The organism is Oleiagrimonas sp. C23AA, assembly GCF_011759385.1.
Classification (GTDB): Bacteria; Pseudomonadota; Gammaproteobacteria; order Xanthomonadales; family Rhodanobacteraceae; genus Oleiagrimonas.
Genome location: NZ_JAARLY010000008.1, coordinates 57,085 through 82,717 on the forward strand (window position 1 = coordinate 57,085; position 25,633 = coordinate 82,717).

Sequence of the window (25,633 nt, forward strand, 5' to 3'; positions counted from 1 at the left end):
CCGGTGCCTGCCGGGCGGCCCGATACCACCTTGAGGGATTCCACGCATGCGCGAGGCCATGGCAGGCATGGCGATACTGGCCAGCGGTGCCTATCCGCACTGGGGCATCAACGCCATCACCGCGCTGGTGACCATGTTCGCGGTGGCCGCCTGCGTGCTGCTGCACTATGAGTGCCTGACTCTGCTTTCGCGCAGTCTGACGCGCGTGTCGCGGTTCGGACGCCGACGCGTGTTGCACGGCATCTTCGGCGTGCTCGCCGTGCACGTGGCGGAAATCTGGGTTTTCGCGCTGGCGCTGTTCGCCCTGGTGGCCTGGGATCCGCGCTTCGGCCAGGTGCATGGCATCGACCCGCACGCCTTGCTCGACCACGTGTACTTTTCCGCGGTGACTTTCTCCACCGTGGGTTTTGGCGATGTGATTCCGGTCGGGCCCATCCGCTTCCTGGTCGGCACCGAAGCGCTGACCGGTTTTGTGCTGATCACCTGGTCGGCTTCCTTTACCTACCTTGAAATGGAGCGGCACTGGCGGCGCAACTGAGCGCTTCGTCACAGTGCCTATTCAGCACCCGGCCAGCGCCATGAACCCGCGCTGATGTGCGCTGCAGCATTTGACGTCATTTGGCGTTTTCTGCACATCACCAACATTTAGCATCGAACTCACGAGACGGCTTCGAGAGGGGGCTCGCAGTAGCCGTCCGCGCCCCTTCCAACAAGTTGTATGCAAGGAGAGTTCCGATGCCTTTGAATCCGCGCCCCGTGTCGCGCCGACTGCGCCCCGTGCTGGCCATCTCCGGCCTGTTGCTCAGCTGCTCTGCTTTTGCCCAGCATTCGCCGGCACTGGATCGTGTCAGCCTGTGGCTGGGCGGCTACGACGCGCGCAGCGATACCACGCTGCATGCCCGTGACCAGAACGATGTGCTCAACGGCGACCTGAATCTGGAAAAGGACCTGGGCTTCAAGGATCGTGACTGGTCGCCGCGTGCGCGCCTGGACGTGCTGATAGGTGACAGCCAAGGCTTCTCGTTCGACTACTACCGTTACAACCGTTCCAGTTCGGGCGCACTGGACCGCGCCATCAGCTATGACGGCAACACCTACGATGCACATGCCAATGTCGATGGTCGCCTGAAGTTCGACTTCGGCAGCGCCGCCTACCGCTGGTGGATCGGCAAGGGCAATGACACCTTCGGCATCGGCATCGGTGCCGGTTATTACAAGGTGCGTGCCTCGATGCGTGGCGATGCCACCGTTGACGGCATCACGCAGGCGGCCGAAAGCTCCACCGACGCCGATGCCTGGGCGCCGCTGCTTCAGCTGGGCTGGCGCCACGCTTTCAATGATCACTGGCGCATGTACTTCGATGCCTCGGGCGTGAAGAAGAACGGCGGCAAGCTGTACGGCCACATCTACAACGCCTCGCTGGGCGTGCAGTGGTTTGCGACCGAGCACTTCGGCATCAGCGCCGAATACGGCATCAACCGCATTCGCCTGCACCAGGAGCACGACACCTACCGCGACAGCCTCAACCTGAAGCTGGACGGGCCGTCGGTGTTCGCCACCTTCCGCTTCTGATCGAGGCGGCCCACGGCAGCTTGGAAAACGCCCGCGTCTTGCGGGCGTTTTTTTGCCAGCAAAAAACGCCTCTCTTAGAGCCGTGCTGCCAGACGCGTGCCTTGGTCGATGGCGCGCTTGGCATCCAGTTCGGCGGCCACATTGGCGCCGCCGATGACATGGGTCTGGACGCCGGCGGTTTGCAGCTGATCGGCCAGTTCGCGGCGCGACTCCTGACCAGCGCAGATGATCACGTGGTCCACTTCAAGTAGACGGGCCTCGTCACCGATGCGGATGTGCAAACCGGCATCATCCACCCGGTCGTAGCTGACCCCGCCAAGCATTTCCACGCCCTTGGCCTTGAGCGTGGCGCGATGTACCCAGCCGGTGGTTTTGTTGAGTCGCTTGCCGGGCCGTCCGGCGGTGCGTTGCAAAAGGTAGAGCTGGCGCGCGGCCGGTTCCACCTGTGGGCGGGTCAGGCCGCTTCGCTTTTCCAGCGACATGTCGATGCCCCATTCGTGCGTCCAGCGACTGATATCGGTGGTCGGCGAGGGCGCCGGCTGGGCCAGGAATTCGGCCACATCAAAGCCAATGCCACCGGCGCCGATCAGTGCTGCGCGCGGGCCGACCGGGGCATCGCCGGCCAGCACGTCGACGTAGCTCAGCACCTTGGGATGCTCGATGCCCTCAAAACGCGGCACGCGCGGCGTGACGCCGGTGGCCACGATCACGGCATCGAAGCCGCGCAGCAGCTCCGGCGTGGCCTTGGTACCCAGGCGCATCTCGACGCCGGCCGTATGCAGGCGGTGACGGAAATAGCGCAGCGTTTCGGCAAACTCTTCCTTGCCGGGGATACGTCGCGCCATGTTGAACTGGCCGCCGATGTCGGCCGCCTGATCGAACAGCGTGACCGCATGGCCGCGTTCGGCCAGCGTGCTGGCGCAAGCCAGGCCGGCCGGGCCGGCGCCGATCACGGCGTAGCGGCGCGGCGTGCTCGCCGCCTCAATGCGCAGCTCGGTTTCATGGCAGGCGCGCGGGTTGACCAGACACGACACGCTCTTGTTCTCGAACACATGATCCAGGCAGGCCTGGTTGCAGGCGATGCAGGTGTTGATGGCATCGTGCCGACCGCTGGCGGCCTTGCGCACCCAGTCCGGATCGGCCAGCAGCGGACGGGCCATCGAGACCATATCGGCGTCACCGGCGGCCAGCACCGCTTCGGCCACTTCGGGCATGTTGATGCGGTTGGTGGTGATCAGCGGAATGGCGACTTCGGCCTTGAGCTTGCGCGTGACCCAGGTGAAGCCGGCGCGTGGCACGCTGGTGACAATGGTCGGGATGCGCGCCTCGTGCCAGCCGATGCCGGTGTTGATCAGGGTGGCACCGGCGGCCTCGATGGCCTTGGCCAGGGTGACAATCTCATCCCAGTTCTGGCCCTTGGGCACCAGGTCCAGCATCGACAGGCGGTAGATGATGATGAAATCCGGCCCGACCGCCTGGCGCATGCGCGTGACGATCTCGATGGCCAGACGCATGCGCCGCGCGGCATCGCCGCCCCAGGCGTCGTCGCGCTGGTTGCTGCGCTCGGCCAGGAACTGGTTGATGAAATAGCCTTCCGAACCCATCACCTCGACACCGTCGTAGCCAGCCTCGCGCGCCAACGTGGCGCTGCGCACGAAGGCGGCGATGCTGCGCTCGACACCGCGCGAGGACAGCGCCCGTGGCGTGAATGGGGTGATCGGTGATTTGATCTTGGACGGCGCCACCGACAGCGGGTGATAGCCGTAGCGGCCGGCATGCAGAATCTGCATGCAGATCCTGCCGCCCTCATCGTGCACCGCGCGCGTCACCTTGCGATGCCGGCCCACATGCCAGGGCATGGACAGGCGACCGGAGAAGGGTTTCAACCAACCCTCGATGGATGGCGCGATGCCGCCGGTGACCATCAGGCCGACGCCACCGGCGGCGCGCTCGGCGAAATAGGCCGCCAGCTTGTCGAAGTCGCGCGCATGATCCTCCAGGCCGGTGTGCATCGAGCCCATCAGCACGCGGTTGGGCAGGGTGCAGAACCCCAGATCCAGCGGGCTGAGCAGGGTCGGGTAGGCGGCTGCGGTCATGGCGGACTCGTATGTTCAAACAATCGTTTGATTATGCGGCGCGGCGTGGTGCGCGGCAATGCCAGTCATGCCTGTTCGGCATTCTTCTCGAAGCGCAGCAGGTCGCCGGGCTGGCAGTCCAGTTCGCGGCAGATTGCTTCCAGGGTGGCGAAGCGCACACCTTTGACCTTGCCCTGCTTGAGCTGCGACAGATTGGCTTCGGTGATGCCGATGGCGGCGGCCAGGTCCTTGGACTTCATCTTGCGCCGCGCCAGCATCACGTCCAGCTCCACGATGATGGTCATCAGCGCGCTCCGGCTGGCAGGTGATGTCGAGCGTCAGACAAACTCATGGTTTTCCGCCTGCACCGCCACCGCGTGCTGCATGATCGCCGCCATGGCGTAGGCGACGATGGCAATGGTCACCAGCAGGAACAGGCCGCTGTCCAGGCGCACATTCACCTGCGCGCCGAACAGGCCGGCCACCGACGGCGTCACCACCATCCGTACCACCGAGGCGCCGACCAGCGCATGCGCCAGCCGACGCACAACGCGCGCCAGTCGCGCGCTGATCACATCGCCCTGCCACAGGCCCCGGCCCAGCCGGCGCAGCTCCCACCACGGCCACATCATGGCCGCGGTGCAAAGCAGGGTGCTGATGGCCAGCGCCAATCCCTGTGTCATCGTCAGCGGCGCTTGGTGTCGCGGCAGGCTTACGCCAATCGGTTCGAACCAGGTATGCAGCTGGCCGGAAGGCGCCACTTGCGCGGCCATGGCCAGCAGCCAGCTCATGAAGGTGACAAACAAGGCCAGCGAGGCCAACGACATCAGTCGATGGCCGTGGCGTTGCAGCGGGGTGTGCGTCGTTCCCATGACATTCCCTTTCCATGAATAAAAATTATCGCAAAGGAATAATTAATTCATGTAAAAGAGCGTGTCAACGGGAATGGCTTAAAGCCCTTCCTCGCGCATGGCCTGCTGCACGCCGGGGTCGTCGGTCATGCGCTGGGCAAATGCCGCCAGGTGGTCGTAGCCGCCCAGGTTCACCTGCTTGGCGCGCGCCCAGCGCCACACCACGAACAGATAGGCATCGGCCACCGAACGCTGCGCGCCGGCCAGCCAGGGGCTTGCCGCCAGGCGCTGGTCGATACGGCCGAACAGCTCACTCAGGCGTTCGCGGGCCTTGGCCTTCAGGGGCTCATGCTGGTTTTCGTCATCGGTGAACTTGCCCGGCCCGAAGATCGGCGCAAAGCCCTTGTGCACGTCGGAGTTCAAAAAGCCCAGCCAGCGGTTGACCTCGGCGCGGCCTTGCGGGCTGTCGTCGCCATTGAGGTGAGCCCCCGGGTGCAGCTCGGCGATGTAGTTGAGAATGGCGATATTCTCGGTCAGCACGAAATGGCCATCTTCCAGTACCGGGACCGAGCCGGCCGGGTTCTTGGCCAGGAATGCCGGTGACTTGAGCTGGTCGCGCGGTACTTCTTCGGCCTCGTACGGGGCGCCGGTCCAGGCCAGGGCAATGTGATCGGCCAGCGAGCAGGCGCCGGGCAGGTAGTAGAGCTTCATGGAGATATCCAGGGCAGGAGGGAGACCTTGCATGCTCGCGCCCGGATGGTGTCGCGATCAAGCCTGCTCGCGGCTTTGTTCACGTCGACGCCGGCTGATGTAGCCCAGCCCGCAGACGGTGCCGACCAGCAGTACATCCAGAAGGTAGGGCGACCAGGGGTGATGGTCGAACCATGACTTGGTGAACTTCTCGTGCGAGATCATCCGCGCCGAGGTCCAGGCGATCGCCGCCGCGCCGATGTAGACCAGCGCCGGATAGCGCTCCAGCAGCTTCAGGATCAGCTTGGCGCCCCAGACCACCAGCGGCACGCTGATCAGCAGACCTATCACCACCAGCCCCAGATGCCCGCGCGAGGCGCCGGCGATGGCCAGCACGTTGTCCAGACCCATCAGCGCATCGGCCACCACGATGGTACGCATGGCTGCCCAGAAACCGGCCGCCGGCTTGATGTCCGGATCATCCTCGGCGCTGGCCAGTAGTTTCCAGGCAATCGGCAGCAACACCAGGCCGCCGACCAGCATCAGACCGGGAATCTTCAGCAGATAGACCACCGCGGCGGTCATCACGATACGCACGGCAATGGCGCCGAAGGTGCCCCAGAAAATGGCCTGGGTCTGCAGGCGATGCGGCAGGCTGCGCGCGGCCAGGGCGATGACGATGGCGTTGTCGCCAGCCAGCACCAGATCGATCAGGATGATCGCGATCAGGCCGGAGAAGAAGTGCTCGGGAAGCAGATCCATAACGTATCCGTATCGTAGCGCGCATGCCTTTGGCAAACGTCCACGCGCGCGCTGACCGCCGTGGCCGTTCGCAAAGGTCTCGCTCGCCGCCGATGGTGCGGCTGCCGCGGCCGGGGTCTGCCGACCCGTGATGACGACCGTGGCACGTCAGGAGCTACTCCCCCTTGGGAATGGGGCCATTGTCGCATGGCCGTTTGCCGGCGCAAGCGCCGCGTGAGATGCATGTTCATGGTGCATGCCACCCATGCCGTAATGGCAGGCTTCTGGCACAATGGCCGGCCTCGCGGTCGCCGCAGGCGCCGCCCTGTCTGTCCTTTTTTATCTCCACCGATTCACGGGAATTCATCATGGGTAGCTACGACATCCGTTCCGCCAAGCGTCCCGATCCGGACCAGCCGCTGGTCGACATTGCCGATTACGTGGTCGACGCCAGCATCGACTCGACCGAGGCCTACAACACCGCGCGCTACATGCTGATGGATTCGCTGGGCTGCGCCATGCTGGCGATGAAATTCCCCGAGTGCGTCAAGCACCTGGGCCCGATGGTGCCCGGCGCGGACATGCGCGGCGGCGTGCGCGTGCCCGGAACCAGCCACGAGCTCGATCCGGCGCAGGCAGCCTTTGCCATCGGCACGCAGGTGCGCTGGCTGGACTTCAACGACACCTGGCTGGCGGCCGAGTGGGGTCATCCTTCGGACAACCTGGGCGCCATCCTGTCGGTGGCCGATTACCTGTCGCGCCGTGCCGAGCGCGAGGGCGGCCAGCCGCTGACCGTGCGCGATGTGCTCACCGCGGCCATCAAGGCGCACGAGATCCAGGGCGGCTACGCGCTCAAGAACAGCTTCAACCGTGTCGGCCAGGACCACGTCATCCTGGTGCGTCTGGCCTCCACCGCGGTGACCACGCAGATGCTCGGCGGCGGCAAGGACGAGATCATTACCGCCGTCTCGCACAGCTGGATCGACAACGGCGCGCTGCGCACCTACCGCCACGCGCCCAACACCGGCCCGCGCAAGAGCTGGGCCGCCGGCGACGCCTGTCGCCGTGCCGTCACTCATGCCATCAATGCCGTCTACAAGGGCGTGGTCGGCTACCCGTCGGCGCTGAGCGCCAAGACCTGGGGCTTCTACGATGTCGCCTTTGGCGGCAAGCCGTTCGAGTTCGAGCGCCCGTTTGGCAGCTACGTGATGGAGAACGTGCTGTTCAAGATCAGCTTCCCGGCCGAGTTCCATGCCCAGACCGCGGTCGAATGCGCCATGAAACTGCACGATGAGGTCGCCGGTCGTGTCGATGAGATCGAGAAGATCGTCATCGAGACCCAGGAAGCAGGCTGCCGCATCATCGACAAGACCGGCCCGCTGTCCAACTACGCCGACCGCGATCACTGCATCCAGTACATGGTCGCCGTGCCGCTGATCTTCGGCCGCCTGACCGCCGCCGACTACAACGACGATGTCGCCGCCGATCCGCGCATCGACGCGCTGCGCGATCGCATGGAAGTGAAGGAAAATCCGCAGTTTACAAAGGATTATTTCGACGCCGACAAGCGTTATATCGGTAATGCGGTGCAGGTTTTCTTCAAGGATGGTTCCAGCACCGAACGCGTGGCCATCGATTACCCGATCGGCCACCGCAAGCGTCGCGACGAAGGTATTCCCGTGCTGCTCGAAAAGTTCGAGCATGCGCTGCGCGGCCACCTGCCGGCCCATCGCGTGGCACGCATTCTCGACGCGTGCAGGGATTCGGCCACGCTCGATGCCATGCCGGTGCATCGCTTCATGGAGCTGTTCGCGGCCTGAACGAGGCCGTGACTGCTAGATGAACGGAATTCACGTTCGTCTGGTGGAATGTTTGTTTTTTGCTAAACTTTCCCTGCCCGTGTTCAGGGGTAAATGTACAAGTCACCAAAAAAAATAATGACCTGTACATCCAGCTAGAGACATATCAAGTATGTCCGTCTGGGGTGGAACGGACGCGGAAAGTTATTGCAGAGGAGACTCCGATGAAACGTAAGGGCTTGTGTTTGCTGATTGCCCTGGCTCTGGGCGGCGTGGGTGCCGTTCACGCGCAGGATTCGATGGGTACCACCCCGTCGACCGATAGCGCCTCGATGAGCCAGACCAACTACGATGGCCGTTGGTACATCGCGCCGACGATCGGCGGTTACTACAACGATACCGATCGCAATACCAACAGCCGTCAGATCTATTACGGTCTGGGCTTCGGCAAGTTCGTCTCGCCGAACGCGTCGGTGGATCTGTTCATCGATCGCACGTCGCGTGATTCCGATGGTCCCGGCAAGTGGGCCAACAACAACTATGGCGTGGCCGCCCGTTTCTACGGTGGCGATGACTGGAACGCCTGGCGTCCGTACGCCCTGGTCGGCGTGATGGGCAGCTACCACAGCAACGCCATGGACCACGGCTGGTCGCCGGCCGCCGAACTGGGTGCCGGTCTGTCCAAGACCATCACCAAGAGCTCGGACTTCCGCGTCGAAGCCGGCTACCGTTACGACTGGGACGACAAGAGCCAGCCGTCGCAGGATGGTTACGGTGACTGGTTCCTGGGCCTGAGCATCGTCTCGCGCTTCGGCGAGCCGCCGGCTCCGCCGGCCCCGCCGGCCGCCCCGCCGCCGCCGCCGCAGCCGACCTGCGACCAGCTCGATTCGGACCACGACAACGTCAACAACTGTGACGACAAGTGCCCGGATACGCCGGCCGGCACCATCGTGGGCCCGGATGGCTGCCCGCAGAAGGTGGTTATCGACCTGCGTGGTGTGAACTTCAAGTTCGACCGTCCGAAGAAGGGTGAGACCGACATCGCCCCGACCCTGCAGGAGCCGACCTCCGAGTCGATGTCCGTGTTGGATCAGGCTGTCGATACCCTGCAGCGTTATCCGCAGGTGCATGTGACCGTCGCCGGTTACACCGACTCGATCGGTACGGCCAAGTACAACCAGGGCCTGTCCGAGCGTCGTGCGAAGATTGTGTACAGCTACCTGACCTCGCACGGTATCGACGCCAGCCGCCTGGATGGCCCGATCGGTCACGGTGAGAACGACCCGATCGCCACCAATTCCACCAAGGAAGGCCGTGCGCAGAACCGTCGCACCGAGCTGCAGGTGGAAGAGACCGATACGGTCAAGAGCGGTAACTCCGATCAGGGTATGGACAACTCCGACTCGGGCATGTAATCGCCTGTTTCATGAGTTGACCTTGAAAGGTCTTGAAAAAGCCCGGCGCAAGCCGGGCTTTTTCTTTGCCTTGATCAAATATTGTGTTCGTCAAATATTTAACGGCACCATGGGAAAAATATATTTTTGATCGTGCGCAAAAAATCGCCACGACAGCAAGGTGCATCGTCCCGAAAATAAAAAGCCGGGCATTTGCCCGGCTTTATCTGTCTGGTTTTCAAAGAGGTTTCAGTGGCGTCGGAACAGGTAGTGCCCAACCAGCCACTCGTTGCCATGATCGAAACCGAACAGCTCCGCGCAGCTCATCCAGAAAATGCGCCAGCGCTGGTTCCAAAGCCGCGCCCCCTGGTCGCCGTAGGCGTCACGCAGTACCGACATCACCTGCGGACGGCGGGTATCCTGATTTGCCAGCCAGGCGTTGGCTGTGCGCGCGTAATGCGTGCCGGACAGGCGCCACTGTTGTTCAAGCAGCAGGTCACGCTGGAAATGCGCCAGCGTATCGGCGGCGGGCATCAGTCCGCCGGTGAAAAAGAAGCGACCCATCCAGTTGTCATCGCCCTGCGTCTCAAACGGATACATCAGCTCGCGATGACAGAAGATGTGCACGAACAACCGGCCGTCAGGGCGCAGCCACTGAGCGATGTTGCCCAGTAGCGTCTGGTAGTTGCGCATGTGTTCGAACATTTCGATGGAGATGGCGCGGTCGAACTGCTCGGGCTCCAGCTGCAGGCGATTCACGTCCTGCGTGATCACGCTGACGTTGCCAAGGCCACGCTCGGCGCAGCGCGCCTGGATATGCTTGCGTTGCAGAGACGAGTTGGACACCGCGGTGATGCGCGAGTTGGGGTAGCGTTCGGCCATCCAGAGAGTCAGCGAACCCCAGCCGCAGCCCAGCTCGAGAATGTCCTGGCCATCGGCCAGCCCGGCGCGTTTCTCATACAGCGCCAGCATGGCGTCTTCGGCCTGCTCCAGGGTTTCGTCACCACGTTCGAAGTACGCCGAGGAGTATTTCAGGCGCTCGCCCAGGCACAGCTCGAAGAACGCCGGTGGCAACTCATAGTGCTGCGCGTTGGCGGCATCGGTATGCAGCGCCAGTGGGCTTTCGCGCAACTCGGCCAGCAGGGCGCGGAAGCGCTCCCATACTGCCTCGGTGCCGCCCTCACGTTCCTCGCGCAGGCGCTGCGCGCACAGACGGCGGATGCCGTGACGCAGCAGACGATCGGGAATCAGGCCGCGTTCGGCCAGGCCGATCAGGCCCGGCTCGGGTTCAGTGCCCGGCATGTGGCCGGCAAAAGTGGCGGTCTCACTCATGGCGTGATCCTCGTTTGGGAATCCAGGGAATGAAGGCGCTGGTGCTGCGTTGGTAGGCGCGATAGTCCTCGCCACGGCTGCGCAGCGATTGCGCCTCGGTAAAGGGAATGCCGGTGACCCGGTACAGGCTGACCAGCATCAGCAAGGGACCTACCCAGCTCAGCCAGGCAAAGGGCGCGCCGATGGCCAGCAGTGGGTAGGCGAACCAGTGCGTCCACTCGAAGAAATAGTTGGGATGGCGCGAGTAGCGCCACAGGCCACTGCGGCAGGTGCGGCCCTTGTTGGCCGGATCCTGGCGGTGCCGTGCCAGCTGGCGGTCGGCCAGGGCTTCGCCACCGACACTGATCAGCCACACCAGCACGCCCGCCACTTGTGCCCAGTGGGGGGCGCCGGGTGTGGCCCAGGAGGCGGCCAGAAAGGGCAGGGCAAACAACGCTGTAATCAAGGCCTGGGCCTGGAAGAAGGCAAAGAACTTGCCCTGATGGCCGTGCCAGTGCTGGCGCAGATACCGGTAGCGGCCATCTTCGTCCTCACCGAAGGCGCGCCGGGTCAGATGCAGGCCCAGTCGAAGGCCCCAAAGCGCTCCGAGTATGCCCACTAACGCACGGGTTACCGTGTCGCCCGGCGCCAGCCAGGCATACGCGCCGGCGCTGGCGGCCATGCCCAGCGACCACAGCGCATCGACGATGGTGGCGTTGCGTGTGTGCCGCTGCCACAACCAGCCGGCACTCATCACCAGCACCATGGCCAGCCAGAGGCCCACCAGCAGCGGCCAGGGGAAAGACGCATCAACCATGCTCGGGCTCCGGCAATGTGTGGTGGTCACGCTCAAGTTTGCTGACCAGGCCGATCAAGGCGGGGAAGGCCAGCGCCCACAGCACGGCGATCAGCGCGCTCGCCGGCCAGCGTCCATCGGGGAACTGCACCGCGTGCCAGCCACCGGCCGCGCTGTTGTAGGCCAGCGGTGCCCCCACGGCACCCAGCAAGGCAGCCCACCAGGGGTGCCCGCGCAGAAAGCCGAAGGTGGGCCGGAGCGTCAGTGAAAACGCCAGCCAGATGGCGATGATCCAGAGCGGAGCCAGGTGTGCGCTGGGTAGCGAGGCCGCGTAGTGCACCAGCCCACTGGCCGCCTGTATCGAGTCGATCAGCGCACCGGCCAAGGCGGCGACGGGCATCAGCAGCCACTCGGCGTGACCGGCCGGGCCGCGGACGAACTGCCATAGCGCGAACGCCAGCATCGCCAACCACGCCGGCCACCAGCGACCGGCACCGGCTTGCCATACCGCCAGCACCCAGACGGCCTGGTAGCCGATGATCGACGGCCAGGGCGAGTGTCGATTCATGCGCCAAGCTCGGGGGTGATCTGGGCGCGGCGGCATTGCGGACGTGTCAGCAGCAGGTGCGCGTCACCAATGGAGCGCTCGCGGAAGCCACCTTCGCAGTAGGCCAGATAGAACTCCCACATGCGTATGAAGCGCTCGTCGTAACCCAGCTGACGCACACGCCCCAGTTGCGCCATGAAGCGTCGGCGCCAGTCGCGCAGGGTCAGCGCGTAGCTGGGACCGATGTCCTCCAGATGGAACAGGCGCAGGTCCGAGCTGCGCGCAGCCGAGCCCAGCAATGCGCTGACGCACGGAATGAAGCTTCCCGGGAAGATGAAGCGCTTGATGTAGTCCACCGATTTGAGCGCCTGCGCGTAGCGGTGATCCTCGATGGTGATGGCCTGGATCAGCGCCATGCCATCGGGCTTCAGCAGGCGGCCGATGGTGGCGAAGTAGGTATCCATGTACTGGTGGCCGATGGCCTCGACCATCTCGATGGAGACCAGCTTGTCGTACTGGCCGGTAAGGTCGCGGTAGTCGTCCAGCAGCAGGGTGACGCGGTCAGCCACGCCGGCCTCTTCGACGCGCTGTCTGGCCAGTTCGTATTGCTCGCGCGAAATGGTGGTGGTGGTCACGCGGCAGCCGTAATGGCGCGCCGCGTGCACGGCGAAGCCGCCCCAGCCGGTGCCGATCTCGACCACGTGGTCCGCCGGCTTGAGGTCCAGCTTTTGGCAGATGCGCTCCAGCTTGTGCGCGGATGCCTCTTCCAGCGTGTCCGAGTCGCTGCGATAGATCGCCGAGGAATACATCATGTCCGGCGACAAAAACAGCGCGAACAGTTCATTGCCCAGGTCGTAGTGGGCGGCGATGTTGCGGCGGCTGCCGGCGCGTGTATTGCGGCGCAGCGCATGCCAGGCCTTCAGCAGACCGCCGCCCAAGCGGGCCAGGCCGCTGTCCATGGCATCGAGCAGGTCGCGGTTTTGCACCAGGATGCGGATCAGCGCGACCAGGTCATCGCAGCGCCACAGGCCGTCCATGTAGGCCTCGCCGGCACCGACGCTGCCATGGGCGGCCACCAGCCGGTAGAAGGCGGCATCGTCAATGTAGATGCTGGCGCTGAGTGCCGATTCCTCTTCGGCATCCGCGCCGAGCACCCTCTCGCCCAGCGCATCGGTCAGGCTCAGCCGGCAACCGCGCAGGGCGGCCATTTGCGCAAGCAAGCGCTGGCGCAGCAGGCGATCAAGGCGGCTGTAGCGGGCAGTGTGGGATGAAGTCACGGGCATATCCATGGAATCACTCCTTCAGGCGGCTGTTTGCCTGCTTGGCCGGGTGGTCGTGCACCGGGCTGCGTTTCAGGAACAGGCGCAGCGCCTCGAAATGGATGGCGGCCACCACTTTCATGGTCATGGCCGGATAGCGGGTCAGCACGCGTGCCAGCCCCGCGCCATCGAGCGCGCGCCGCTCAAGGCTCAGGGTGGCGTCAAAGTCGCGGTGTTCGTGATCGAACACGTTCATGTGCACATGCAGCGATTGGCCGGGCGGTGTGAAGCGCCAGTCGTAGCGGCGCTGCATGGGCATGAACGGCGAGACGTGAAAGCGCTTGTCGAAACCAAAGTGCAGGGCGCGGCCATGGCGCGTGGCGGCGCTGGCCGGCAGCACGTAGGCGTGGCGCTCCTTCCATGGCGTATTGGTGATTTCGGTGACGATGGTGTCCAGCTGCGTGTCGGCCTCATCGAACACGTAGTAGAACGTGACCGGGTTGAAGCAGTGGCCGAAATAGCGAAGGTGCGTGAGCATGCGCACCGGGCCGCGCGGGTGCTGGCCGGTGACCTCAGCTACACGGTCGCGTACCACCTGGTCCAGCGGCGCGTCGTGCGGCGCCATATAGTCGCGGCGCCGGAACTCGGCCAAGTTGGGACGGTTCACCGACCACAGCCAGCGATGCTCAAAGACTCGGTCCAGCTCGGACAGATCCAGATACAGCATTGCCATGCGGTAGTCGAAGGCATGCTCGCGCGGGACAAAGCGGCGGTGCCGCACGTGGCCCTCGTAAATGGCGCTGGCAAGCGGCGCGCTCATGGCCAGTCCACCCCCAGTGCCGAGGCCACGGCCACCGCGCTGCGCATGCCATCCTCGTGAAAGCCCCAGCCCCAGTAGGCGCCGGCAAACCAGATGCGCTCGCGGCCCTGGATCTCACCCTTGCGCGCCTGCGCCGCCACCGAGGCGCGCGTGTAGACCGGGTGCGCATAACGCATGCGCGCTAGTACCTTGTCCGCATCGACGCGGTGGCCTGCATTGAGCGACACGCAAAAGGTTTCCGGGGCATCCAGGCCCTGCAGCTGGTTCATGTCGTAGGTGACGGTGCAGGCCTGGTCCGAGCCTTCCCCGACCAACGCGTTCCAGGCTGCCCAGGCCTTGCGGCGGCGGGGCAGCAGGCGCGTGTCGGTATGCAGCACGGCATCATTGGTCTGATAGCCGATGGCGCCCAGAATGTCGCGTTCGCGTTCACGCGCATCGTCGCCCAGCAGCGCCAGTGCCTGGTCACTGTGGCAGGCCAGCACGACATGGTCGAAACGTTCCTCGCCTTGCGCGTGGCGTACGCAGACCTCTTGCGTCGGGCCGTCGCGCCAAACCCTCTGCACTGGACAGCTCAGCCGCTCGTGGACCTGCCATTGCGCGCGCATGACCTGCACGTACTGGTGCGAGCCGCCGCGCACCACCTGCCACTCGGGCCGGTCTTCGACCTGCAGCATGTGATGGTTGGCCATGAAACGGACCATGTAGGCGGCCGGAAAATCCAGCACGCGCGCGCTGGGCGAGGACCACAGCGCGCTGGCCATCGGCACCAGATGCTGATCGCGGAACGCCGCACCGTAACCGTGGTGATGCAGGTACTCGCCCAATGTGGGACCGGTGCTGCCGTCTTCGTGATCGAGTAGCGCCGGCGCCTCGCGGTAGAAGCGCAGGATGTCACGCACCATGCCGATGAAGCGTGGCGAGAATACATTGCGCCGTTGCACGAACAGGCGATCCAGCGAGGTGGCGTTGTATTCAAGCCCCGAGCGCAGGTCGCGCACGGCAAAGCTCATCGTGGTCGGCTGCGTGGCCACGCCCAATTCGGTGAACAGTCTCGACAGCAGCGGGTAGTTCTGCCGATTGCTGACGATAAAGCCGCTGTCGACGGCGTAGCGGCCGCTGGCGACCTCCACGTCATGCGTGTGCGTGTGGCCGCCCAGGTAATCGTTGGCCTCGAACAGGTTCACTTCGTGGCGGCGCGAGAGCAGCCACGCGCTGGCCAGGCCCGAGATGCCCGAGCCGATGATCGCGATTCGCATGGTCTCAGTCCTCCCTGACCACACGACGCAGCCCCTTGGGGACCGGCTTCAGGGTATGGATCAGCCGCAGCGCCGCCATCGCGCGCAGGCCGTAGTAGGTGATGTCCAGTTCCCACCAGCGAAAGCCCTGCCGTGCCGAGCCGGGGAAATGGTGATGGTTGTTGTGCCAGCCCTCGCCGAACGTCAGCAGCGCCAGGGCGAAGTTGTTGCGTGAATTGTCGCGCGTGGCAAAGCGGCGGCTGCCAAAGCGGTGCGCCAGCGAGTTGATGGTCACCGTGGCGTGGAACAGCAGCACCGTGGACAGGAAAAACCCCCAGATCAGCATCTGCATGCCGCTGGTGTGGAGTCCCGGGTGCGCCGTTTCCAGCCAGGCACCCAGCCCATAAACGCCCACCGCCAGCAACAGCGGTACCACGATGTCGAAGCGGTCCAGCCAGCGCAGCTCGGGAAACTTGGCCAGGTCCGGGATGTTCTCCCAGCGTGTGCGAAAGCCGCGACGGGTCAGGAACCAGCCGACATGACTCCAGAAAAAGCTGCGTTGCACCGGCGAATGCAGGTCTTGCGGCTGGTCGGAGTGGCGATGGTGGTGACGGTGATGGGCCGCCCACCAGCACGGGCCGCGCTGCACGCAGCTGGCCCCGGCCAAGCCGAACACAAACTGCACGGGGCGCGATGTACGGAAGGCGCGATGCGAGAAATAGCGGTGGTAAAACGCGGTAATGGCGAACATGCGCAGGGCATAAAGCGCCAGGCACACACTCAGCGCGATCCACGAGAAGCCCACCCAGATGACGCCCAGGCACATCAGGTGGATGCCGATGAAAGGAATCACGCGCGGCCAGTCGATGCGCTCGTCGTTTCCATCCTCGCAGGCTCCCGGCGCAGTGGTGTCGAACCAGCACCGTACGGTCCGCGCCAGGCGCACCGGCCAGGTGGCATACGGTGTGTTGAGACGTGCATCAGGCTGCATGGTGCTGCGCTTCCTCGCTTTGAATACATCTGCAGTTACGAGGCAGGCCTGCCATTGGATGCATGGAATATGCCGAATCGGTTGCAAAGCCGTTCATGCCGCGCCTTGCCGGGCGTATGGTCGCTCTATAGGCTTCGGGCATGCCTGTCCTTGATTCGTCCATGCAAGGCCCCTGTCTGCCCGATTCGCGCGGGCTGGTTTCATTACCGCTGCACCGAAAGGGGCGGGATAGGCCGCGCTCCGATCACGGCCGCGGCGAGCCGGGGCAGCGCCTTCCGGCGTCGGTAGATGCGGCCAGGAACGCGTTGATCATCGACACTTGGCGTGCACGGGGCGTGACGGTGTACGCAACATTTTTTTCACAAGGGCGAATGGCCTCATGATGACCCGCGCGCGACTATGGGCGGATGCGCTTCGCACCAGTCTGTGGTTTGTGCCGTCGCTGATGGTGCTGGGGGCGATGGTGCTGGCCTACGCGCTGATTGCGCTCGACCATGCGCTACCGGCGCAGTGGTGGCATGCGCTGCCGGTGCTCGATCAGGTACTGGACGTGCGCAACAAGGCGGCGCAGGCCATGCTGGAGACACTGGCCGAATCGATTGCGGCCATCGCCGGCGTGGTGTTTTCCATCACCATTGCCGCATTGACCCTGGCCGCTGGCCAGTACACCTCGCGCGTGCTGCGCAACTACATTCGCGATCGCGCCAACCAGTCGGTGCTGGGTATTTTCCTGGGCGTGTTCCTGTACTGCATCCTGGTGCTGCGTTCGCTGTCCAGCGATGGCCCGGGCCAGGATCAGGCGCCGGCCCTGTCCATGGCGATGGCCTTGCTGCTGGCCGTTCTGGCGGTGGGTGCGCTGATCTACTACATCCACCATCTGGCGCAGTCGCTGCAGGCCAGCAATGTGGTCGCGGCCATTGCCCATGACGCGATGCCCTTCGTCGATCGGCACTTCCCGCCGATGCAGGGCGGCGCGCACGCCGAACTGCCAGTGGACGAGCAGCCCGTGGTGGGCAAGGCCTGGCCGGTGCGTTCGGTACACAACGGCTATATCACCGGTATCAGCGTCGATGCACTGATGGAACTGAGTGCAGCCGAAGGCGCGCGGGTGAATGTGCTGCGCTGCGCCGGGCAGTTTGCCAGCGCCGGTGAGATCATCGCCGAATGGGTGGCCGCGGACGAGCCTGATGCCGCGATCTGCCACAAGGTGGCCACCGCCTGGTCGTATTCGGTATGGCGCACGCTGGAGAATGATCCCGGCTACGGTCTGCGTCAGCTGGTCGATGTGGCGCTCAAGGCGCTGTCGCCGGGCGTCAACGAAACCACCACCGCGATCATGTGCGTGGACTGGCAGGGTGCGCTGCTGATGCGCATGGCATATCGGCGTCCACCGGTGCGCATCTGGGCGCGCGAGGGCGTTGTGCGGGTCACCAACGCGGTGCCCGGCTTCAGCGACTTCATCGCGCTGGCATTCAACCAGGTGCGTCAGAATGCGCCCGGCAACGTGAATATCCTGACCCGCCAGCTGGAAGTGCTGCTGGCGCTGACCGATACGCCGGCCATCGAGATGGCCCACCAGGCGCTGGCCGACCAGGTGCGTGCCATCGATGCACTTTCCGAGGCCACCGTGCCGTGGTCGCCCGACCGCACGCCGATGCGCGAGCGCGTGGCCGAGCTCAGGCGGCGTCTGAAGCTGCACGACTGAAGCGTCTGAAGCGCATGAAAAAGCCGCGACCGAAAAGGCCGCGGCTTTTTTTGAGTCTGCCTGCTGCGAAAGACTCAGCCCTTGAGCGCGCCCACCTCGCGGCCGGCCTTGACGAAGGCGGCGATGGCACGGTCCAGCTGCTCGCGCGTGTGCGCCGCGCTCATCTGCGTGCGGATGCGCGCCTGACCCTTGGGCACCACCGGGTAGAAGAAGCCGGTGACGTAGATGCCTTCGTCCAGCAGCTTCTCGGCCATGGCCTGCGCCTTGGGTGCGTCGTAGATCATCACCGGCACAATCGGATGGTTGCCCGGCTTGATGTCGAAGCCTTCCTCGGTCATGCGGCGGCGGAAGTACTCGGTATTTTCCACCAGTTTCTGGCGCAGCTCGTCGGCCTCGTCCAGCATCTCGAACACCTTGATGCCGGCGGCCACCACGTGCGGCGGCAGCGAATTGGAGAACAGGTACGGACGCGAACGCTGGCGCAGCATCTCGATAACCTCGGCCTTGCCGGTGGTAAAGCCACCCACCGCGCCGCCCAGCGCCTTGCCCAGGGTGCCGGTGAAGATGTCGATCTTGTCCATCACGCCGTGCACTTCGGCCGCGCCACGACCGGTCTTGCCGAGAAAGCCCGTGCAGTGGCATTCGTCGATATGCACCATGGCGCCGTACTTGTCGGCCAGTGCGGTGATCTGGTCGAGTTTGGCCACATAGCCGTCCATCGAGAAGGCGCCGTCGGTGGTGATGATCTTGCTGCGCACGCCCGCGGCATCGGCCGCCTGCAGCTGCTTTTCCAGATCGCCCATGTCCGAATTGGCGTAGCGGAAACGCTGCGCCTTGCACAGGCGCACACCGTCGATGATCGAGGCGTGGTTCAGCGCATCGGAAATGATCGCGTCCTCAGGCCCGAACAGCGGCTCGAACAGGCCGCCGTTGGCATCGAAGCAGGCCGCATAGAGGATGGTGTCCTCGGTGCCGAAGAACTCGGCGATCTTCGCTTCCAGCTGCTTGTGCAGATCCTGCGTGCCGCAGATAAAGCGCACGCTGGCCATGCCAAAGCCATGGCTGTCCAGCGCCGCCTTGGCCGCGGCGATCACCTCGGGATGATCGGCCAGGCCCAGGTAGTTGTTGGCGCAGAAATTGAGCACCGACTCGCCGTTGGCCAGCGTGATCTGCGAGGACTGCGGCGAGGTGATGATGCGCTCGGCCTTGAACAGGCCGTCATTGCGGATCGAGTCCAGTTCGTTCTTGAGGCGTTCGGCAATGGTGTAGGCCACGTCGGGTCTCCTGCGGACGGGAATGGGGAAGGGGAGTTGGGAATCGGGCGGCTAGATGGCGGTCAAGTGGCGCCACGGGAAAAGGGGCAGGGCGCAGGGCGAACCGAAGTCGATGCCCCGTTTCCCATGCCCGATTCCCACGCAGTTCACCAGCTACACACCACCTTGCCGCAGGTGCCCGCCGCCATCAGGTCGAAACCCTTCTGGAAGTCGTCGATGGCAATCTGGTGGGTCAGGGCCTTGCCCAGCGGGAAGCCGGTCAGCACCATCTGCGTCATCTTGTACCAGGTCTCGAACATCTTGCGCCCGTAGATGCCCTGCACCGTAAGGCCCTTGAAGATCACCTTGTCCCAGTTGATGCCGGCGCCATTGGGCAGAATGCCCAGCAGCGCGATCTTGCCGCCGTGGTACATGCAGTCGAGCATGTCGTTGAAGGCATGCGCGTTGCCGCTCATTTCCAGGCCCACGTCGAAGCCCTCCATGTGCAGCTCGGCCATGGTTTCCTTCAGGCTGGCGTTGGACACATTGACCACGCGTGTGGCGCCCATGTCGGCGGCCAGCTTCAGGCGGTAATCGTTGATGTCGGTGACCACCACGTTGCGCGCGCCCACGTGTTTGGCGATGCCGGCGGCGATGATGCCGATGGGGCCGGCGCCGGTGATCAGCACGTCCTCGCCGATCATGTCGAATTCCAGCGCGCAGTGCGCGGCGTTGCCGTAGGGGTCGAAAAAGGCGGCCAGCTCGGACGGAATCTGGTCGGGGATCGGCCACAGGTTGTAGGCCGGCACTGCCACATATTCGGCAAACGCGCCGTTGCGGTTGACGCCGATGCCCACGGTGTTCGGACACAGATGCGGACGTCCGGCGCGGCAGTTGCGGCACATGCCGCAGACCACGTGGCCCTCGGCCGAGACGCGCTGGCCGATCTCGTAGCCGGTCACACCCGGGCCCATCTCGACGATGCGGCCAACAAACTCGTGGCCGATCACCAGCCCGGGCTTGATGGTGCGCTGGCTCCATTCGTCCCACTTGTAGATGTGCAGGTCGGTGCCGCAAATAGCGGTTTTCTCGACCTTGATCAGCACCTCGTTCGGGCCGATCTCCGGCACCGGCACCTCTTCCATCCAGATGCCCTCGGCCGCTTCGCGCTTGACCAGGGCCTTCATCGTTTGCGACATGAGTACCTCCTGCAATTGGCGGCGATTATACGCGGCCACCGGCAACCTCCGCTGGATGGCGACTGGCACATGCGCGGCGCGCGCGATGAAAGGCGCAGCCATGACGCCCGCCAACGCGCCGGCGCCGCTACAATGGCGCGATGTCCAAGCTTGATGACCGCCCCCTTGCCATCTTCCTGATGGGCCCGACTGCATCGGGCAAGACCGACCTTGCCTGCGCGCTCAGCGAGCGCTTTGCGCTGGAGCTGGTGAGCGTGGATTCGGCGCTGGTCTATCGCGGGCTGGATATCGGCTCGGCCAAGCCCGATGCGGCCACGCTGGCACGCTATCCGCACGCGTTGATCGATATTCGCGACCCGGCGCAGGCTTATTCGGCCGCCGAGTTTGCCGGCGATGCGCTGGCCGCGATGCGGGCTATCACCGCGCGTGGTCGCCTGCCGCTGTTGGTGGGCGGCACCGGCCTTTATTTCCGCGCGCTGCAAAAAGGTCTTTCACGCCTGCCCGAGGCCGATGCCGGGCTGCGCCAGCGCCTGGCCGACGAGGCCGCCGAGCAGGGCTGGGCGGCGCTGCATGCGCGCCTGGCTCGACTGGACCCGGTGGCCGCTGCACGCATCGATGCCAATGACGCGCAGCGCCTGCAGCGCGCGCTGGAGGTGATCGAGCTGACCGGTCGCCCCTTGAGCGAGCAGCAAGGTGGCCATGCCGTGCCGTTTGAATATCGGGTGCTGAAGTTGGCACTGCTGCCCGAGGACCGCGCTGCGTTGCATGCGCGCATCGCCCGGCGTTTCGTCCAGATGCTGGATGCTGGCCTGGTCGACGAGGTGCGCGCGCTTCGGGCGCGCGGCGATTTGGCGCCGGACATGCCGGCCATGCGCGCGGTCGGTTATCGCCAGACCTGGGAGCACCTGGACGGCGCCTACGGTCTGGATGAGCTTCGCAACCGTGGCATTTTTGCGACCCGTCAGCTGGCCAAACGCCAGACCACCTGGCTGCGCGCCGAGCGCGATGCGCGGGTGATCGATCCGGATCGCCAGCCGGCCCTGCCGCGCGCCGCCGACGCTTTGGACCTGTTTACACGATCTGCCCATTGAATCGTTCTAAAAGTGCGACATTTGACGTTTTGGGGATTGTCGCGCGTTCAAAAGCGATTAAGATTCTCCAAGGGGGCCATCGAACACTTCCTGCGGGGGATCTGGAGCGGTGGCCGTTTGGGCTGGGAGCCAGACGGGAGACGCCCGCTGGTTCATTTATCCGGCCGTGGTCGTGAGGGGAAAATAAGGAAGAACAATCATGTCCAAAGGACAGTCATTGCAAGATCCATTTCTAAACGCATTGCGCCGCGAGCGCGTTCCGGTGGCCATCTACCTGGTCAATGGCATCAAGCTGCAGGGCACCATCGAGTCGTTCGACCAGTTTGTGGTGTTGCTGCGCAACCAGGTTAGCCAGATGGTGTACAAGCACGCCATCTCCACCGTGGTGCCCAGCCGCAACGTGCGCGTGGGCGGGCACGAAGCGCATAGCGAGCACCAGGGCGCGCCGGCCCAGCCTGCCGAGGCTTAAAAGCGCGCTCCGGTTCGCGGCACGGGCCTTGTTTGGGCTCGTGTCGGCCGCGTCGTCGTGCCAACCCAAGGCATGGCGGCGCTGTCGTGCGCCTGGGTCCTGGGCCTACACTACGCATGTTTCACGCCGTGCCGCGCAAGGTGACGGTGTGCCTATGCCATTTTCCCGCATAAAGAGAGTAATAAGCCCTGTTTGATAGACAGAAGAAAGGCGAGCGCGCCGTGCTGGTGCTGCCGCACTCACGTGCCGACGGCGATGCCGAGCGGCGCGCCGAAGAGTTCGTGGAGCTGGCCCGCTCGGCCGGTGTCGAGGTGTTGGACCGCGTCAGCGCGCGAGTCGAGTCGCCCAGTCCGCGCTTCTACATCGGTAGCGGCAAAGCCGACGAAGTGGCCGAGTCGGTGCTGGCCAACGAAGCTGATGTGGTACTGGTCGACCACATCCTTACGCCCGTGCAGGAGCGCAACCTGGAACGCCACCTCAAGGTGCGCGTGGTCGATCGCGCCGGCCTGATTCTGGACATCTTCGCGCAGCGCGCGCGCTCGCACGAAGGCAAGCTGGAAGTGGAACTGGCCCAGCTCAAGCATCTGGCCACGCGCCTGGTGCGCGGCTGGACCCATCTGGAGCGCCAGCGCGGTGGTTCGGTGGGCCTGCGCGGTCCCGGCGAAACCCAGCTGGAAACCGACCGTCGCCTGCTCGGCGTCCGCGTCAAGGCGCTGACCCAGCGGCTGGAAAAAGTCGGCACGCAGCGTCAGCAGCAGCGCCGCGCGCGTCTGCGCAACACGGTGCCGCGCGTGGCCCTGGTCGGCTACACCAACGCCGGCAAGTCCACGCTGTTCAACGCCATCACCACCGGTGGCGTGTATGCCGCCGACCAGCTGTTCGCCACGCTCGACCCCACCGTGCGCCGCATCGAGGATCTTTCCTGCGGGCCGGCGGTGATTGCCGACACCGTCGGTTTTATTCGCGAGTTGCCGCATGACCTGGTTGCCGCCTTCCGCGCCACCCTGTCCGAGGCGCGCGACGCCGATCTGCTGCTGCACGTCAGCGATGCCGCCGACGAGGAGCGCGACCGCTTGCGTTCGGTGGTCGATTCGGTGCTGGAAGAAATCGGCGCCGGCGACGTGCCGCAGCTGCGCGTCATGAACAAGATCGACATGACCGGCGCCGAACCGCGTCTGGATCGCAACGTCGACGGTTCGCCGCGCGAGGTATGGCTGTCGGCAGCCAGTGGCGAGGGCCTGGACCTGCTGCGCCAGGCGCTGGGCGAGCGTCTGGGTGGCCACCGCGTGCAGGCCGAGCTGGACCTGCCGTTGTCGGCCGGACGCCTGCATGCACGGCTTACCGCGCTGAGGGCGATCACCGGCGAGCGCGTCGACGAGGACGGCTGGCACCTGAGCATCGACGCACCGTACTCGGTGCTGGCGCCGTTGGCCGGCGAGAGCCGCGGCGAAGAGGCGCGCGTGCTGCACACGCTGATCGCGCCCGAATCGGACGACGAGTGGTAGCGTCGATCTGCTAGACTTTACCGCGTTTGTTTATGTCCGCCGGCGCTTTGCAGCGCATCAGGCGGAAGACATTTGAAGCGGAAAAATCCCACAACCCTGGCATCGTGTCCCGTCCCGGCGCAGCGCGTCGGTGCTGGACCTGCCTGCAGGAGGCTGAGCGAACATGGCCTGGAACGAACCTGGTGGGGGTCAGCGCGATCCCTGGAGCCGCAAACCCGGCTCCGGTGGCGGCGGCAAGGGCCCCAATCTGGACGACATCCTCAAGCGCATCCGGGCTCGCCTGGGACGCATGGGCGGCGGTGGCGGCGGCATCATCACGGTGCTGGTGGCCATCATTCTGGCTTGGGTGCTGCTCAGTTCCTACACGGTGATCGATGCGCGTCAGGTGGGCGTGGTGCTGCGCTTTGGCCAGTTCTCGCGCACGCTGCCGCCGGGCTTCCACTTCAAGTTGCCCTCGCCGATCGAATCGGTGGACAAGGTCGAGACCACACAGGTGCGCTCGGTGTCCGACCGCGTGCGCATGCTCACCAATGACGAGAACATCGTCACGGTGGACTTCAACGTGCAGTACCAGGTCTCCGATGCCTTCAAGTACCTGTTCTCCATGTCGCGCCCGGACGAGACGCTGAACCAGGCCGCCGAGGCCGCAGTGCGCTCGGTGGTGGGCGGTTCCAACATGGATACGCTGCTGTCCGGGCAGGGTGCCGCGCTGGTCGCCAACACCCGCAAGGCGCTGCAAAAGACGCTGGACAGCTACAACTGCGGCATCGTCGTCACCGAGGTCAGCTTCCAGAACGTGTCGCCACCCGACCAGGTGAAGGAAGCGTTCGATGACGTCAACAAGGCGCGCGAAGACAAGCAGCGCATCGAGAACGAGGCGCACGCCTATGCCAGCCAGGTGATTCCCGAGGCGCGTGGCGAAGTGGCGCGCATCAGCGCGCAGGCAGCCGGCTACAAGGCCGAGCGCGTGGCCCGTGCCGAGGGTGATGCCGAGCGCTTCGACCTGCTGCTCAAGCAATACAAGCAGGCGCCAGAGGTCACCCGCGAGCGCCTGTGGCTGGAAACGGTCGAGGGCGTGCTGGCCGACAACGCCAAGGTGGTCGACGGCAGCGGTGGTCGCAATGTCATCTATCTGCCGATGGATCACCTGAAACAGGGCAAGGCCAAGTCAGACGATGACGACTCCACGCAGATTTCCGCCTCGCTGCCTGGTGTGGGCGTGTTGAAGAAGACCGGCAAGCAGGGAGGCAGCCAATGAAGATCACCTCCGCCATTGTTGCCGTGCTGATTGTGGTGCTGGGCCTCAACAGCATGTTCATCGTGCACGAGGGGCAGAACGCCATCGTCTTGCAGTTCGGTCGTATCGAGCGCACCAACGACAAGCCGGGCCTGCACTTCAAGCTGCCGTTCGTGCAGCAGGTGCTGCGCTTTGATGCGCGCATCCAGAACCTGGATGCCAAGCCCGAGCGCTACTTCACCGTCGAAAAGAAAAGCGTCAACGTCGACTTCTACGTCAAGTGGCGCATTTCCAACAACCGCATCTTCTATCAGGCCACCGCCGGTGAAATGCAGCAGGCCGTGCAGCGCCTGACGCCCATCGTCAAGGATGCGCTGCGCTTCGAGGTCAACGCCCGCCATCTGGACGAGCTGATCTCAGGCGGCCGCAAGGACATCACCACGCGTGTGCGCCAACTGGCCGACAAGTCCACGCAGAAATCGCTGGGCATCACCGTGGTGGACGTGCGCATCAAGCGCATCGACCTGCCCGAGGAAGTGTCCGATTCGGTCTACAACCGCATGCGCGCCGAGCGCAAGAAACTGGCCAATGAGCTGCGCTCGACCGGTCAGGAAGCCTCGGAGAAAATCCGCGCCGATGCTGATCGCCAGCGCCAGGTGATGCTGGCCGACGCACGCCGCGATGCGGCCAAGATCCGTGGCGAAGGCGATGCGCAGGCCGCGCAGATCTACGCCAAGGCGTACAATCAGGACCCGAAGTTCTTCGACTTCTATCGCAGCTTGCAGGCCTATCGAAAGGCCTTCAGCGACGGCAAGGGCGTGCTGGTGATGAAGCCCGATTCGCCGTTCCTCAAATATTTTGAGGCCGCCGACGGCAAGCCATGATGTCGCACGAGCTGTCCGCGGCACTGTGTCTGGTCGCCGTGATCGAGGGGCTGGTGCTGTTTGCCATGCCCCGCGGCTGGCAGCGCATGATGCGCCAGGCCGCCGAGATGCCGCCGCGCATGCTGCGCATCACCGGCGCCGTGGCGGTCATCGGTGGACTGGCCCTGCTTCAGCTGGTCAAGTAGGGCCGGCAAAAATGAAAGTGGACG

Annotated in this window: 25 protein-coding genes; 11 read left to right on the forward strand and 14 right to left on the reverse strand. The window is 64.6% G+C overall.

Going from position 1 to position 25,633, the window contains the following annotated elements; all coding sequences use genetic code 11:
* Positions 1–46 precede the first annotated feature (46 nt).
* Positions 47–538, forward strand: coding sequence for a potassium channel family protein (locus tag HBF24_RS13605; RefSeq protein WP_206064340.1), 492 nt, complete (start codon positions 47–49; stop codon positions 536–538).
* Positions 539–735: 197 nt separating this feature from the next.
* Positions 736–1,572: a hypothetical protein gene (locus tag HBF24_RS13610; RefSeq protein ID WP_167173823.1), complete on the forward strand. Its 837-nt coding sequence runs from the start codon at positions 736–738 to the stop codon at positions 1,570–1,572.
* A 74-nt stretch (positions 1,573–1,646) separates the two neighbouring features.
* Here HBF24_RS13610 and HBF24_RS13615 read toward each other — a convergent pair whose 3' ends face one another.
* The 5 genes from HBF24_RS13615 to HBF24_RS13635 all read right to left on the reverse strand — a co-directional run bounded on the left by HBF24_RS13615 (position 1,647) and on the right by HBF24_RS13635 (position 5,950).
* Positions 1,647–3,668, reverse strand: a complete 2,022-nt coding sequence (locus tag HBF24_RS13615) for an NADPH-dependent 2,4-dienoyl-CoA reductase (RefSeq protein ID WP_167173825.1) — start codon at positions 3,666–3,668, stop codon at positions 1,647–1,649.
* A 65-nt stretch (positions 3,669–3,733) separates the two neighbouring features.
* A complete protein-coding gene (locus tag HBF24_RS13620; protein ID WP_167173827.1) occupies positions 3,734–3,952 on the reverse strand; it encodes a helix-turn-helix transcriptional regulator in 219 nt (72 codons plus the stop codon).
* A 33-nt stretch (positions 3,953–3,985) separates the two neighbouring features.
* On the reverse strand, positions 3,986–4,519 hold the full coding sequence (locus tag HBF24_RS13625) for a DUF2975 domain-containing protein (RefSeq protein WP_167173829.1): 534 nt from the start codon (positions 4,517–4,519) through the stop codon (positions 3,986–3,988).
* A 78-nt stretch (positions 4,520–4,597) separates the two neighbouring features.
* Positions 4,598–5,209 (reverse strand): glutathione S-transferase N-terminal domain-containing protein, encoded by a 612-nt coding sequence (locus HBF24_RS13630; RefSeq protein ID WP_167173830.1) that lies wholly within the window; start codon positions 5,207–5,209, stop codon positions 4,598–4,600.
* 57 nt (positions 5,210–5,266) lie between these two features.
* Positions 5,267–5,950: a TerC family protein gene (locus HBF24_RS13635; RefSeq protein ID WP_167173832.1), complete on the reverse strand. Its 684-nt coding sequence runs from the start codon at positions 5,948–5,950 to the stop codon at positions 5,267–5,269.
* Positions 5,951–6,297: 347 nt separating this feature from the next.
* Between HBF24_RS13635 and HBF24_RS13640 the strand changes: the two genes are divergently transcribed.
* Positions 6,298–7,749, forward strand: a complete 1,452-nt coding sequence (locus tag HBF24_RS13640) for a bifunctional 2-methylcitrate dehydratase/aconitate hydratase (RefSeq protein WP_167173834.1) — start codon at positions 6,298–6,300, stop codon at positions 7,747–7,749.
* 203 nt (positions 7,750–7,952) lie between these two features.
* The gene (locus tag HBF24_RS13645) at positions 7,953–9,143 is read left to right on the forward strand and encodes an OmpA family protein (protein ID WP_167173837.1); all 1,191 of its coding nucleotides are present in this window, start codon (positions 7,953–7,955) and stop codon (positions 9,141–9,143) included.
* Positions 9,144–9,371: 228 nt separating this feature from the next.
* On the opposite strand, the gene HBF24_RS13650 is transcribed toward HBF24_RS13645, so the two are convergent.
* Genes HBF24_RS13650 through HBF24_RS13680 form a run of 7 tightly spaced genes read right to left on the reverse strand, consistent with a single transcriptional unit; the run spans position 9,372 to position 16,081 of the window.
* Entirely contained in the window at positions 9,372–10,424 is a 1,053-nt protein-coding gene (locus tag HBF24_RS13650) for a cyclopropane-fatty-acyl-phospholipid synthase family protein (RefSeq protein ID WP_240922583.1), read from the reverse strand.
* Between the two features lie 22 nt (positions 10,425–10,446).
* On the reverse strand, positions 10,447–11,223 hold the full coding sequence (locus HBF24_RS13655) for a DUF1295 domain-containing protein (RefSeq protein ID WP_167174167.1): 777 nt from the start codon (positions 11,221–11,223) through the stop codon (positions 10,447–10,449).
* A 19-nt stretch (positions 11,224–11,242) separates the two neighbouring features.
* The gene (locus tag HBF24_RS13660) at positions 11,243–11,797 is read right to left on the reverse strand and encodes a DUF2878 domain-containing protein (protein ID WP_167173840.1); all 555 of its coding nucleotides are present in this window, start codon (positions 11,795–11,797) and stop codon (positions 11,243–11,245) included.
* The gene (locus HBF24_RS13665) at positions 11,794–13,065 is read right to left on the reverse strand and encodes a cyclopropane-fatty-acyl-phospholipid synthase family protein (protein ID WP_167173842.1); all 1,272 of its coding nucleotides are present in this window, start codon (positions 13,063–13,065) and stop codon (positions 11,794–11,796) included. The genes HBF24_RS13660 and HBF24_RS13665 overlap by 4 nt, the downstream gene beginning before the upstream one ends.
* 4 nt (positions 13,066–13,069) lie before the next feature.
* On the reverse strand, positions 13,070–13,855 hold the full coding sequence (locus tag HBF24_RS13670; RefSeq protein WP_167173845.1) for a DUF1365 domain-containing protein: 786 nt from the start codon (positions 13,853–13,855) through the stop codon (positions 13,070–13,072).
* On the reverse strand, positions 13,852–15,111 hold the full coding sequence (locus HBF24_RS13675) for an FAD-dependent oxidoreductase (RefSeq protein ID WP_167173848.1): 1,260 nt from the start codon (positions 15,109–15,111) through the stop codon (positions 13,852–13,854). The genes HBF24_RS13670 and HBF24_RS13675 overlap by 4 nt, the downstream gene beginning before the upstream one ends.
* A 4-nt stretch (positions 15,112–15,115) precedes the next feature.
* On the reverse strand, positions 15,116–16,081 hold the full coding sequence (locus HBF24_RS13680; protein WP_167173851.1) for an acyl-CoA desaturase: 966 nt from the start codon (positions 16,079–16,081) through the stop codon (positions 15,116–15,118).
* Positions 16,082–16,460: 379 nt separating this feature from the next.
* Here HBF24_RS13680 and HBF24_RS13685 point away from each other — a divergent pair, with 379 nt between their 5' ends.
* Positions 16,461–17,786 (forward strand): DUF2254 domain-containing protein, encoded by a 1,326-nt coding sequence (locus HBF24_RS13685; RefSeq protein WP_167173854.1) that lies wholly within the window; start codon positions 16,461–16,463, stop codon positions 17,784–17,786.
* A gap of 74 nt (positions 17,787–17,860) precedes the next feature.
* Here HBF24_RS13685 and kbl read toward each other — a convergent pair whose 3' ends face one another.
* Complete coding sequence (gene kbl, locus HBF24_RS13690; RefSeq protein WP_167173857.1) at positions 17,861–19,060, reverse strand: glycine C-acetyltransferase; 1,200 nt, start codon at positions 19,058–19,060, stop codon at positions 17,861–17,863.
* 146 nt (positions 19,061–19,206) lie between these two features.
* Positions 19,207–20,226 carry an L-threonine 3-dehydrogenase gene (tdh, locus tag HBF24_RS13695; protein ID WP_167174170.1) on the reverse strand — a complete coding sequence of 340 codons (1,020 nt, stop codon included), beginning with the start codon at positions 20,224–20,226 and terminating at the stop codon, positions 19,207–19,209.
* A 152-nt stretch (positions 20,227–20,378) separates the two neighbouring features.
* Here tdh and miaA point away from each other — a divergent pair, with 152 nt between their 5' ends.
* The 6 genes from miaA to HBF24_RS13725 all read left to right on the forward strand — a co-directional run bounded on the left by miaA (position 20,379) and on the right by HBF24_RS13725 (position 25,609).
* The gene (gene miaA / locus HBF24_RS13700; protein WP_167173860.1) at positions 20,379–21,329 is read left to right on the forward strand and encodes a tRNA (adenosine(37)-N6)-dimethylallyltransferase MiaA; all 951 of its coding nucleotides are present in this window, start codon (positions 20,379–20,381) and stop codon (positions 21,327–21,329) included.
* 199 nt (positions 21,330–21,528) lie between these two features.
* Positions 21,529–21,798, forward strand: a complete 270-nt coding sequence (gene hfq / locus HBF24_RS13705) for an RNA chaperone Hfq (RefSeq protein WP_167173863.1) — start codon at positions 21,529–21,531, stop codon at positions 21,796–21,798.
* Positions 21,799–21,986: 188 nt separating this feature from the next.
* On the forward strand, positions 21,987–23,303 hold the full coding sequence (gene hflX / locus HBF24_RS13710; RefSeq protein WP_167174173.1) for a ribosome rescue GTPase HflX: 1,317 nt from the start codon (positions 21,987–21,989) through the stop codon (positions 23,301–23,303).
* Positions 23,304–23,466: 163 nt separating this feature from the next.
* Positions 23,467–24,561, forward strand: coding sequence for an FtsH protease activity modulator HflK (gene hflK / locus HBF24_RS13715; RefSeq protein ID WP_167173866.1), 1,095 nt, complete (start codon positions 23,467–23,469; stop codon positions 24,559–24,561).
* Positions 24,558–25,424, forward strand: coding sequence for a protease modulator HflC (hflC, locus tag HBF24_RS13720; protein ID WP_167173869.1), 867 nt, complete (start codon positions 24,558–24,560; stop codon positions 25,422–25,424). Before hflK ends, hflC begins: the two co-directional genes overlap by 4 nt.
* Entirely contained in the window at positions 25,421–25,609 is a 189-nt protein-coding gene (locus HBF24_RS13725) for a DUF2065 domain-containing protein (protein WP_343162769.1), read from the forward strand. Before hflC ends, HBF24_RS13725 begins: the two co-directional genes overlap by 4 nt.
* The last annotated feature ends 24 nt before the right edge of the window (positions 25,610–25,633 follow it).

Bases quoted from the DNA above. Each gene is read 5' to 3' on its own strand.
- HBF24_RS13605 (WP_206064340.1), top strand. From the start codon at position 47: ATGCGCGAGGCCATGGCAGGCATGGCGATACTGGCCAGCGGTGCCTAT.
- HBF24_RS13610 (WP_167173823.1), top strand. From the start codon at position 736: ATGCCTTTGAATCCGCGCCCCGTGTCGCGCCGACTGCGCCCCGTGCTG.
- HBF24_RS13615 (WP_167173825.1), bottom strand. From the start codon at position 3,668: ATGACCGCAGCCGCCTACCCGACCCTGCTCAGCCCGCTGGATCTGGGG.
- HBF24_RS13620 (WP_167173827.1), bottom strand. From the start codon at position 3,952: ATGACCATCATCGTGGAGCTGGACGTGATGCTGGCGCGGCGCAAGATG.
- HBF24_RS13625 (WP_167173829.1), bottom strand. From the start codon at position 4,519: ATGGGAACGACGCACACCCCGCTGCAACGCCACGGCCATCGACTGATG.
- HBF24_RS13630 (WP_167173830.1), bottom strand. From the start codon at position 5,209: ATGAAGCTCTACTACCTGCCCGGCGCCTGCTCGCTGGCCGATCACATT.
- HBF24_RS13635 (WP_167173832.1), bottom strand. From the start codon at position 5,950: ATGGATCTGCTTCCCGAGCACTTCTTCTCCGGCCTGATCGCGATCATC.
- HBF24_RS13640 (WP_167173834.1), top strand. From the start codon at position 6,298: ATGGGTAGCTACGACATCCGTTCCGCCAAGCGTCCCGATCCGGACCAG.
- HBF24_RS13645 (WP_167173837.1), top strand. From the start codon at position 7,953: ATGAAACGTAAGGGCTTGTGTTTGCTGATTGCCCTGGCTCTGGGCGGC.
- HBF24_RS13650 (WP_240922583.1), bottom strand. From the start codon at position 10,424: ATGCCGGGCACTGAACCCGAGCCGGGCCTGATCGGCCTGGCCGAACGC.
- HBF24_RS13660 (WP_167173840.1), bottom strand. From the start codon at position 11,797: ATGAATCGACACTCGCCCTGGCCGTCGATCATCGGCTACCAGGCCGTC.
- HBF24_RS13665 (WP_167173842.1), bottom strand. From the start codon at position 13,065: ATGGATATGCCCGTGACTTCATCCCACACTGCCCGCTACAGCCGCCTT.
- HBF24_RS13670 (WP_167173845.1), bottom strand. From the start codon at position 13,855: ATGAGCGCGCCGCTTGCCAGCGCCATTTACGAGGGCCACGTGCGGCAC.
- HBF24_RS13675 (WP_167173848.1), bottom strand. From the start codon at position 15,111: ATGCGAATCGCGATCATCGGCTCGGGCATCTCGGGCCTGGCCAGCGCG.
- HBF24_RS13680 (WP_167173851.1), bottom strand. From the start codon at position 16,081: ATGCAGCCTGATGCACGTCTCAACACACCGTATGCCACCTGGCCGGTG.
- HBF24_RS13685 (WP_167173854.1), top strand. From the start codon at position 16,461: ATGATGACCCGCGCGCGACTATGGGCGGATGCGCTTCGCACCAGTCTG.
- tdh (WP_167174170.1), bottom strand. From the start codon at position 20,226: ATGAAGGCCCTGGTCAAGCGCGAAGCGGCCGAGGGCATCTGGATGGAA.
- miaA (WP_167173860.1), top strand. From the start codon at position 20,379: ATGTCCAAGCTTGATGACCGCCCCCTTGCCATCTTCCTGATGGGCCCG.
- hfq (WP_167173863.1), top strand. From the start codon at position 21,529: ATGTCCAAAGGACAGTCATTGCAAGATCCATTTCTAAACGCATTGCGC.
- hflK (WP_167173866.1), top strand. From the start codon at position 23,467: ATGGCCTGGAACGAACCTGGTGGGGGTCAGCGCGATCCCTGGAGCCGC.
- hflC (WP_167173869.1), top strand. From the start codon at position 24,558: ATGAAGATCACCTCCGCCATTGTTGCCGTGCTGATTGTGGTGCTGGGC.
- HBF24_RS13725 (WP_343162769.1), top strand. From the start codon at position 25,421: ATGATGTCGCACGAGCTGTCCGCGGCACTGTGTCTGGTCGCCGTGATC.